This is a genomic window from Umezawaea sp. (assembly GCF_057122925.1).
The window spans coordinates 88056-96838 of sequence record NZ_DBNGPQ010000080.1; the positions used below are offsets into that span (position 1 = coordinate 88056).

Below are 8783 nucleotides of genomic sequence, written 5' to 3' on the forward strand. Positions count from 1 at the left end.
ATGGATGGTTACCGCTCAGGGTTCGCGTGCTTCGTCGGCCGTCCGAACGCGGGGAAGTCGACGCTGACCAACGCGCTGGTCGGCACCAAGGTCGCGATCACGTCGAGCAAGCCGCAGACGACCCGCCACACCATCCGCGGCATCGTGCACCGCGAGGACGGGCAGTTGATCCTCATCGACACCCCCGGCCTGCACCGGCCGCGGACGCTGCTCGGCCAGCGGCTGAACGACCTGGTCCACGAGACCTGGTCGGAGGTGGACGTGGTCGGCTTCTGCGTGCCCGCCGACCAGAAGGTCGGGCCCGGTGACAAGTTCATCGCCGCCGAGCTCCAGAAGATCGCGAAGAAGACGCCGGTGATCGGCATCATCACCAAGACCGACCTCGTGCCGCAGCAGCAGGTGGCCGAGCAGCTCCTGGCGTTGCAGAACATCATGGAGTTCGCCGAGATCGTCCCGGTGTCCGCCGTGGACGGCTACCAGGTCGACACGCTGGAGGAGCTGCTGCTCGACAGGCTCCCGGAGGGGCCGCCGCTCTACCCGGACGGCGACCTGACCGACGAGCCGGAGATGACGCTGATCGCGGAGCTGATCCGCGAGGCTGCCCTCGAAGGCGTGCACGACGAGCTGCCGCACTCGATCGCGGTGCTCGTCGAGGAGATGGCGCCGCGCGAGGGCCGCGACGACCTCATCGACGTGCACGCGAACCTGTACGTGGAGCGCACCAGCCAGAAGGCGATCATCCTCGGGCACCGGGGCGAGCGGCTGAAGCAGGTCGGCATCACCTCGCGCAAGCAGATCGAGGCGCTGCTGGGCAGCAAGGTGTTCCTCGACCTGCACATCAAGATCGCCAAGGACTGGCAGCGCGACCCGAAGCAGCTGCGCCGCCTGGGGTTCTAGATGGCGAACCTGTACCGCGACACGGGGATCGTCCTGCGCGTGCAGAAGCTCGGCGAGGCCGACCGGATCATCACGCTGCTGACCCAGAAGCACGGCAAGGTGCGGGCGGTCGCGAAGGGCGTGCGCCGCACGTCGTCGCGGTTCGGCGCCCGGCTGGAGCCGTTCGGGCACGTGGACGTGCAGTTCTACCCCGGCCGCTCGCTGGACGTCGTGACGCAGGTGGAGACGCTGGACGCGTTCCACGTCAGCCTGGTCGGCGACTACTCCCGCTACACGGCGGCGTGCGCGGTGCTGGAGACGGCCGACCGGCTCACCGCCGAGGAGGGTGAACCGGCGCTGCGGCTGTACCTGCTGGTCACGGGCGCGCTGCGGGCGTTGGCCTCCGGGGACCGGGACGGGTCGCTGGTGCTGGACGCGTTCCTGATGCGCGCCATGTCCATCGCGGGCTGGGCACCCGCCGTGGACGAGTGCGCGCGCTGCGGCGAACCCGGCCCGCACCGGGCGTTCAACGTGCAGGCGGGTGGCGTCGTGTGCGGGAACTGCCGCCCGGCGGGTTCGGCGACGCCGTCGGCGGAGACGCTGCGGCTGCTCGTCGCGCTGCTGCACGGCGAGTGGGACGTGGTCGACGCGCTCCCCGTCGGCGCACGTCGTGACGCGAGCGGTCTCGTCGCGGCTCACCTCCAGTGGCACATGGAGCGCCAGCTCCGCTCACTACCCCTGGTCGAACGCACGGTGCGGCAGGCCGAGGGCTAAAGTTCGGCCACCGCACAGTCTTCGAGAGGAACCCCGACACCATGCTGCGCCGACGGCGGGCCGAACGCGAGACGCGCGTCCCCCGACCCCCGGACCCGCACCCCTCCGGCGCCCGCCCGCCCGCCATCCCGGCGGAGTTCGTGCCCAAGCACGTCGCGATCGTCATGGACGGCAACGGCCGCTGGGCCAACCAGCGCGGCCTGTCCAGGGTCGAGGGCCACAAGCGGGGCGAGGGCGTCGTGGTCGAGGTCGCACGCGGCGCGATCGAACTGGGCGTCAAGTGGGTGTCGCTGTACGCGTTCTCCACGGAGAACTGGCGCCGCAGCCCCGAAGAGGTCAGGTTCCTCATGGGCTTCACCCGCGAGGTGATCCACAACCGCACCGACGAGCTGGACGACCTCGGCGTCCGGGTCCGCTGGGCGGGGCGCAAGCCGAAGCTGTGGCGCAGCGTCATCTCCGAGCTGGAGGACGCGCAGGAGCGCACCAAGGACAACCAAGAGCTCAACCTGGCCATGTGCATCAACTACGGCGGCCGGGCCGAGATCGGCGACGCCGCCCGCGAGATCGCCCGCCTCGCCGCCGCCGGGAAGATCAACCCGGACAAGGTCGACGAGCGCACGCTCGCCAAGCACATGTACCAGCCGGAGATGCCGGACGTGGACCTGTTCATCCGCCCGTCGGGCGAGCAGCGCACGTCCAACTTCATGCTGTGGCAGTCGGCGTACGCGGAACTGGTGTTCCAGGACATCCTGTGGCCCGACTTCGACCGCCGCGACCTGTGGGCGGCGTGCGAGGTCTTCGCCCGCCGCGACCGCCGGTTCGGTGGCGCCGTTGACAAGCCCGACGAGGAGAGCACCGCGTGACCGACGAAGACGCCGCCGCCATCACCGCGGCCCTGCTGACCTCCGCCCGCGAGGCGCTGGAGCTGTTCCACGACGTCCACGTCGACGACGACGGCGCGCTGAGCTTCCTGCACGGCGAGGTCCCGTGCGCGATCCAGGCGATGCAGCTCGCCGAGGGCCTGACCGTCCTGAGCCTCACGTGCGTCGTCGCGTGGGACCTGCCCGAGGACCGCGACCTCGCCGTGTCCGCCGCCGAACGCGCGGGCCAGGGCCTCTTCGGCACGCTCGGCGTCGTGCACACCGATCGCGGCATGGACGTGACCCTGCGGTACGCGTTCCCGGCCGAGGGCATGAAGCCCGAACCACTCAGCACCCTGCTGATGCTCGTGGTCTCCACCGCATCCCAACTGCGCGGCGAACTCCTCGCCGACGAAAGGACCACCTGATGGGTGGCGTGATCATCTACGAGCCCGACGAGGACTCCGCCGTGCTGGAGTTCCCCTGGGTGGTGACCTTCGAGCCGTCCGGTGGCGAGGAGTGGGACTCCTTCGTCTGCGGCCCCTACGAGCGCGCGCACGCCGTCGCGCTGGCCGAGGCGGTGGCGCTGGCCGAGGACGGCATGCTCGCCGTCGTCGAGCCGATGCTGCCGGTCCTGAGCCCCGACGAGGTCCTGGCGACCATCGACGAGCTGCGCGAGGCCGACGAGGAGGTCGAGGAGCTCGACGAGCCGTTCGCGGAGCCCAAGGTCAACGGGACCCACGTGGACCTCGGGCTGGGCGAGACCGACCTGGTCGAGGAGGAGATCGCGGACGACTTCGAGCCGCCCACGCCGGAGGAGGTCAGGGCCGGGATGGAACGCACGTTCCGCCGCCTGCTCGCCGCGACGGACCCGACCGCTTCCTGACCGCTTCGCTCGACGCGGGTGCTGCCGCCGTGGTGGCGGGGGTGCCCGTGTTGGCGTTTCGGCTGGGGTGTTCGCCGGGGTGCGGGGTTTCCGCTGGCGGGTTTTCGCTGCTAGGTTCCCCCGTTGCCATGGCTGGTTGAACGGTCCGTTCACGAGGTGGGTCTTCGCCAGCACGGGCCGACTCCAGCCACGGGCCCTTGCCCCGTCCCCTGGTCCGCCTCCCGCCGCCCTGTCTTTCGCTGCCGCGTTTCCGCTCCCGCTGGCCCGTTCCCGCTCCCACTGCCCCCGTCTCCCGCCCCCAGGTGTGAACGGTCCGTTCACCTGCCCAGAACCTCCACCCCCACCCGCCACCCCAGCCGGTGAACGGTCCCCCCACCCCCACGTTTCCGAACTCGGCGAGAATCCGACATCAGGTGGGTGGGACCGGACGGGGTCGGCCTGGCATCATCTCGGAAGTGACAATCACTTCCGAGATCAGGGGCCGGCGGTCGTCGGGTCGTGGGCCCCTGCGCGGGAAGGTCACCTCGCTGGAGGTGCTCTGCCTGCTGCTGGTCCTCGCGCTGGTCCTCCAGGACTGGCTCGTCGGCGTGCTCGACGCCCCGCAGCTGCGGACGGCGGCGACCGTGTTCGTGGCCGTCTGCGTGCAGGCGATGCCGTTCCTGGTGTTCGGCGTCCTGATCAGCGGAGCCATCGCCGCGTTCGTGCCCGCCAGCGCCCTCCGCCGCCTGCTGCCGAAGAGGACGGCGCTCGCGGTGCCGGTCGCCGGTCTCGCGGGTGTCGCGCTGCCCGGCTGCGAGTGCGCCTCGGTGCCGGTGGCCCGCAGGCTGATGCAGCAGGGCGTGCCGCCAGCGGTGGCGCTGTCGTTCCTGCTCGCCGCGCCCGCGGTCAACCCGATCGTGCTGGTCGCGACGGCGGTCGCGTTCCGGGACGCGCCGATGATGGTGCCCGCGCGGTTCGTCGGGTCGCTGCTCACGGCGGTGGTCATGGGCTGGTTGTGGACCCGGTTCGGCAAGGCCGAGTGGATCGCCGAGCGGGCGCTGCGGAAGTTCGAGGAGCGGGAGGGCGTCTCGCGCTGGACGGTGTTCACCGAGACCGCGCGGCACGACCTGGTCGAGGCCGGTGGGTTCCTGGTGCTCGGCGGGGTGTTCGCCGCCGCGTTCAACGTGCTGGTGCCGACCGCGTGGATGGAGACGCTGGGCGCGCAGATCGTGCTCGGCGTGATCGTCATGGCGTTCCTGGCCGTGATCCTGGCGCTGTGCAGCGAGGCCGACGCGTTCGTGGCCGTGTCGATGACCGCGCTGCCGCTGCTGCCCCGCCTGGTGTTCCTGGTCGTCGGCCCCGCGGTCGACGTGAAGCTGTTCGCCCTCCAGGCGGGTACGTTCGGCAAGTCCTTCGCCCTGCGCTTCGCGCCCGCCACGTTCGTGGTGGCCATCGCGAGCGCCCTAGCCGCCGGAGCCGTGTTCCTGTGAGGCGCGAAACGCAGAACATCCTGCTCATCCTGCTCGGTGGAGCGCTGCTGAAGCTGAGCTTCACCGACATGTACCTGCGGTACGTGAAGGCGGGTCTCCAGCCGCTGCTCATCGCGGCGGGCGCGATCATGATCCTGCTGGCCGGGCTGGCGATCGTGCGCGACCTGCGGGCCACGAAGGAGGTCGAGGTCCACGACGACCACGGGCACGGGTCGTCGCGCAGCCCGTGGATGCTGCTGCTGCCCGTGCTGGCGGTGTTCCTGATCGCCCCGCCCGCGCTCGGCGCGGACACGGTGAACCGGTCGGACCGCAACGCGGCCCAGGAGTCCAAGAGCCTCAACGGGTTCGCGGCGCTGCCGGAGGGGGCGGTCATCCCGCTGAGCCTCGGCGAGTTCGTCACGCGCACCGCGTGGGACGACTCGGGGTCGCTGGACGACCGGGTGGTGAAGCTGACCGGCTTCGTCGCCCGCAAGAACGACTCGACCTACGTCGCCCGGCTGGCGATCTCCTGCTGCGCGGCCGACGCGTCGCCGATCAAGGTGCGCATGACCGGCGGCGGCGGGTTCGACTCCATGCCGACCGACCAGTGGGTGGAGGTCACGGGCAAGGTCGTGCCGGGGTCCGCGACGAAGGAGACGGCCTACGTGCCGACGCTGACCGTCGCGGAGATCGCGCCCATCGCGACCCCCGTCGACACCTACGAGAGCTGACTACCGCTTGCCGGTGCAGTCCGCGCACGTCCCGAAGATCTCCACGGTGTGGCTGACCTCGGAGAAGCCGTTCTCGGCCGCGATGCGGTCAGCCCACTTCTCCACCGCGGGGCCCTCGACCTCCACGGTGCGGCCGCACCTGCGGCACACCAGGTGGTGATGGTGGTGCGCGGAGCACCGCCGGTAGATGGCCTCGCCGGAGTCGGTGCGCAGCACGTCGACCTCGCCCGCGTCCGCCAGCGACTGGAGGGTGCGGTACACGGTGGTCAGGCCGATGCCCTCACCGCGCTTCCGCAGTTCCTCGTGCAGCTCCTGCGCGGAGCGGAACTCGTCGAGCTGGTCGAGCAGCTTGGACACGGCCGTGCGCTGCTTGGTCGAGCGCAGTCCGGGCACCGCTGTTGTCGGGCGCTCGCTTGTCGTCACGGGTCCTCCGTCCCCTCGGTCCGATCGGTCTCGTTGATACCAGCGACCACCGGACGGGCCGCAGTCCCCCCACCCTCCTCGACGTGGATGACCGCGTCCACGACGATGTGCGCCAGGTGCTCGTCCACCAGCCGGTAGACGACCTCGCGCCCGTGGCGTTCGCCGTGCACGACACCCGCGGCCTTGAGGACCCGCAGGTGCTGGCTGATCAACGGCTGCGCCACGCCCAGCGCCTCGACCAGCTCGTGCACGCAGCGCTCCGCCTCCTGGAGCTGGAGGACGATGGCGATCCGCACCGGCGCGGCCAGCGCGCGCAGCAGCTCACCGGCCTCCGCCAGCGTTCGGGCCGACCTCGGCGGGGAGGGGCGGGGAGCGTCGCGTTCGGGGGAGTGGGTGTGCTCGCCGCGCACCGGGACAGTCGTCGCGTCCTGGGTCAAGCGCACGCACCTTCTTCCCGTCCTACCTGGAATGGATTATCAAGACCAATCCTAGGCGCTATCCGGGCAGAACAGAGATCATGACCGCGACCAGCACCAGGACGACGACGATCCGCAGCACCCGCCCGGCGGGCGGGAGCAGCTTCCACGTCGCCGCGAGCAGGGCGAGCACGCCCACCAGCAGGATGCCCAGCAGTGCCGCGCCGAGCACTCCGCGTACCAGCACGCCCGCCGCGAACAGGACGATGACCAGCAGGAACGCCAGCGAGCCCGACACCTTGGCCAGTGGGCCGCCGCCGGGGATCAGGGTGCGCTTGAAGTGGTTCGCCACCGTGGCATCCTTGCACCGTGCTGCTCGTGTGCCGGTTCACCGTGCTCGAACCCGATGTCGCCGATTTCACCGCGCGCGCCGAACGGGCCCTGGAACTGCTGATCGCGCGGCCCGGCTGCCTGCGCGGACTGCTCAGCCGGTCGATGGACGAGGCCGACCGCTGGGTGCTGACGGTCGAGTTCGAGTCCGTCGTCGCCTACCGCCGCGCCCTGTCGCCGTTCGACGTGCGCGAGCACGTGGTCCCCCTGCTGTCCGAGGCCCAGGTCGACGAGCCCGCGGCCTACGAGCCGGTGCTCGTGGCGTCCGGTGGCGCGGTCGCCCGCCAGGTCAGCCTGCTGGCCCAGGACGCGGGCACGGTCCGGCTCGGCGAGGCCTCCGGCCCGTCGGCGACCCCTCGGTGATCGAGCGGCCCGGCTAGCCCGGCCGGAACGCCGCCAGCTCACGCAGCCGGTTCACCCTCTCCGGAGCCTGGTTCGCGTCGAGCAGCCCCAGCGCCAGCCGGGCCTGTTCGGCGGCCTCGGCCCACCGCTCCACCGCCGCGCAGTCCTCGGCCAGCTCCTCGTGGAACCACCCGTCGGGCACCCCGGACGTCCGCGTCCACTCGACGGCCCGGCGCATCAGCTCCACGGCCTCGGCGGGGCGGCCGAGCGCCCGCAGCGTCCTGGCCACGGCGTACCGGGCGACCTCCACCTCGTGCGGGTCGTCCTCGGTCTGCTCGCGCGCGTTCAGGGCGTGCTGGAACGCGGTCAGCGCCTCGGTGAACCGGCCCGCCCCGTGGTGCTCCCAGCCGAGGTTGTTCATCAGGGGGCCGATCCACGCCCGCACCAGGGGGTCGGCGGACCTCCGGGCCAGTTCGACGCCGCGCCGCGTCCACTCCTCGGCGCTGTCGACCAGCGCGGCCATGTGGGCGGCGTCGACGGCCAGGTACTCGTCGCCGCGGTGCCCCGCCAGCACGAACGCGGCGGCGAACAGGGGGAGCGCCTCCGGCTCGGCGCCCGAGGAGCGCAGCAGCCTGCCGCGTTCCAGCAGCACGCGGACGCGGCCCGAGGAGTCGGGTCCGGCCAGAGCCTCGGCGTCGGCCAGCAGCTGGTGGCCCGCGGCGAAGTCGCCGCGCAGGCCCTCCACGCGGGCGAGCTGGGTCAGCACCTCGGCCCGCAGGGCGTCGGTGATGGGTTCCGCGAGCCTGGCCCGGAACCTCTCCCCGGTCGCCGTCAGGTCGGCGAAGTCCCACATCTCCCGCAGCTCGTCCGCCATCTCCGCAGGGTAGGCAAGATGGCTCCCGGTCGCCCATTGGAGGAGAGGCCGGGGGCGTTAGGCTTGATGCTTTCCCTTCACCAGCCCTCCTGGGGAGTACCCGTGCCAGCCGATCGCGTCGAGACCGTCGTCAGCCTGTGCAAGCGCCGTGGCTTCGTGTACCCGTGCGGTGAGATCTACGGTGGTACCAGGTCGGCGTGGGACTACGGGCCGCTCGGCGTGGAGCTCAAGGACAACATCAAGCGCCAGTGGTGGAAGTTCATGGTGCAGAGCCGCGACGACGTGGTGGGCCTGGACTCGTCGGTGATCCTGCCGCGCGAGGTGTGGACCGCGTCCGGCCACGTCGAGGCGTTCGTGGACCCGTTGGTGGAGTGCAACTCCTGCCACAAGCGGTACCGCGCCGACACCCTCGTCGAGGAGTACGCCGAGCGGTCCGGCAAGGCCGGGGGCGGACTGGCCGACGTGCCCTGCCCCCACTGCGGCACGCGCGGCGAGTACACCGAGCCCAAGATGTTCAACGGGCTGCTCAAGACGCACCTCGGCCCGATCGAGACCGACGAGGGCCTGCACTACCTGCGCCCCGAGACGGCGCAGGGCATCTTCACGAACTTCCTGAACGTGCAGACGACGTCGCGCAAGAAGCCGCCGTTCGGCATCGGCCAGATCGGCAAGTCGTTCCGCAACGAGATCACGCCGGGCAACTTCATCTTCCGCACCCGCGAGTTCGAGCAGATGGAGATGGAGTTCTTCGTCGAGCCCGGCA

13 protein-coding genes are annotated in these 8783 nt (G+C 71.2%); 9 read left to right on the forward strand and 4 right to left on the reverse strand.

Going from position 1 to position 8783, the window contains the following annotated elements:
- From era to AC156L_RS17885, 7 genes are all read left to right on the forward strand, one after another.
- Positions 1-897, forward strand: coding sequence for a GTPase Era (gene era / locus AC156L_RS17855; protein WP_330881747.1), 897 nt, complete (start codon positions 1-3; stop codon positions 895-897).
- A complete protein-coding gene (recO, locus tag AC156L_RS17860; RefSeq protein WP_330881749.1) occupies positions 898-1650 on the forward strand; it encodes a DNA repair protein RecO in 753 nt (250 codons plus the stop codon). It begins immediately after the preceding gene.
- 41 nt (positions 1651-1691) lie between these two features.
- Positions 1692-2513, forward strand: a complete 822-nt coding sequence (locus AC156L_RS17865; RefSeq protein WP_330881750.1) for an isoprenyl transferase — start codon at positions 1692-1694, stop codon at positions 2511-2513.
- Positions 2510-2938, forward strand: a complete 429-nt coding sequence (locus AC156L_RS17870; protein WP_259621851.1) for a hypothetical protein — start codon at positions 2510-2512, stop codon at positions 2936-2938. Before AC156L_RS17865 ends, AC156L_RS17870 begins: the two co-directional genes overlap by 4 nt.
- Positions 2938-3396 (forward strand): hypothetical protein, encoded by a 459-nt coding sequence (locus AC156L_RS17875; RefSeq protein ID WP_330881753.1) that lies wholly within the window; start codon positions 2938-2940, stop codon positions 3394-3396. Before AC156L_RS17870 ends, AC156L_RS17875 begins: the two co-directional genes overlap by 1 nt.
- Positions 3397-3851: 455 nt before the next feature.
- Positions 3852-4865, forward strand: a complete 1014-nt coding sequence (locus tag AC156L_RS17880; RefSeq protein ID WP_330881755.1) for a permease — start codon at positions 3852-3854, stop codon at positions 4863-4865.
- Positions 4862-5575 (forward strand): TIGR03943 family putative permease subunit, encoded by a 714-nt coding sequence (locus AC156L_RS17885; RefSeq protein ID WP_330881757.1) that lies wholly within the window; start codon positions 4862-4864, stop codon positions 5573-5575. The genes AC156L_RS17880 and AC156L_RS17885 overlap by 4 nt, the downstream gene beginning before the upstream one ends.
- On the opposite strand, the gene AC156L_RS17890 is transcribed toward AC156L_RS17885, so the two are convergent.
- The 3 genes from AC156L_RS17890 to AC156L_RS17900 all read right to left on the reverse strand — a co-directional run bounded on the left by AC156L_RS17890 (position 5576) and on the right by AC156L_RS17900 (position 6766).
- Positions 5576-5998, reverse strand: coding sequence for a Fur family transcriptional regulator (locus AC156L_RS17890; protein WP_330881759.1), 423 nt, complete (start codon positions 5996-5998; stop codon positions 5576-5578).
- On the reverse strand, positions 5995-6408 hold the full coding sequence (locus AC156L_RS17895; protein WP_330881771.1) for an ArsR/SmtB family transcription factor: 414 nt from the start codon (positions 6406-6408) through the stop codon (positions 5995-5997). Before AC156L_RS17895 ends, AC156L_RS17890 begins: the two co-directional genes overlap by 4 nt.
- Before the next feature lie 85 nt (positions 6409-6493).
- Complete coding sequence (locus AC156L_RS17900; protein ID WP_330881761.1) at positions 6494-6766, reverse strand: hypothetical protein; 273 nt, start codon at positions 6764-6766, stop codon at positions 6494-6496.
- 17 nt (positions 6767-6783) lie between these two features.
- On the opposite strand from AC156L_RS17900, the gene AC156L_RS17905 reads away from it, so the two are divergent.
- Entirely contained in the window at positions 6784-7167 is a 384-nt protein-coding gene (locus tag AC156L_RS17905) for an antibiotic biosynthesis monooxygenase family protein (RefSeq protein ID WP_330881763.1), read from the forward strand.
- Between the two features lie 13 nt (positions 7168-7180).
- On the opposite strand, the gene AC156L_RS17910 is transcribed toward AC156L_RS17905, so the two are convergent.
- Positions 7181-8020 carry a tetratricopeptide repeat protein gene (locus AC156L_RS17910; protein ID WP_330881765.1) on the reverse strand — a complete coding sequence of 280 codons (840 nt, stop codon included), beginning with the start codon at positions 8018-8020 and terminating at the stop codon, positions 7181-7183.
- 102 nt (positions 8021-8122) lie between these two features.
- Here AC156L_RS17910 and AC156L_RS17915 point away from each other — a divergent pair.
- Positions 8123-8783, forward strand: a 661-nt coding sequence (locus AC156L_RS17915; RefSeq protein WP_484407036.1) for a glycine--tRNA ligase, incomplete at its 3' end; no start/stop codon positions are given.

What these genes read in the sequence shown, in the direction of transcription:
- era (WP_330881747.1), top strand. Translation starts at nt 1, where the DNA reads ATGGATGGTTACCGCTCAGGGTTCGCGTGCTTCGTCGGCCGTCCGAAC.
- recO (WP_330881749.1), top strand. Translation starts at nt 898, where the DNA reads ATGGCGAACCTGTACCGCGACACGGGGATCGTCCTGCGCGTGCAGAAG.
- AC156L_RS17865 (WP_330881750.1), top strand. Translation starts at nt 1,692, where the DNA reads ATGCTGCGCCGACGGCGGGCCGAACGCGAGACGCGCGTCCCCCGACCC.
- AC156L_RS17875 (WP_330881753.1), top strand. Translation starts at nt 2,938, where the DNA reads ATGGGTGGCGTGATCATCTACGAGCCCGACGAGGACTCCGCCGTGCTG.
- AC156L_RS17910 (WP_330881765.1), bottom strand. Translation starts at nt 8,020, where the DNA reads ATGGCGGACGAGCTGCGGGAGATGTGGGACTTCGCCGACCTGACGGCG.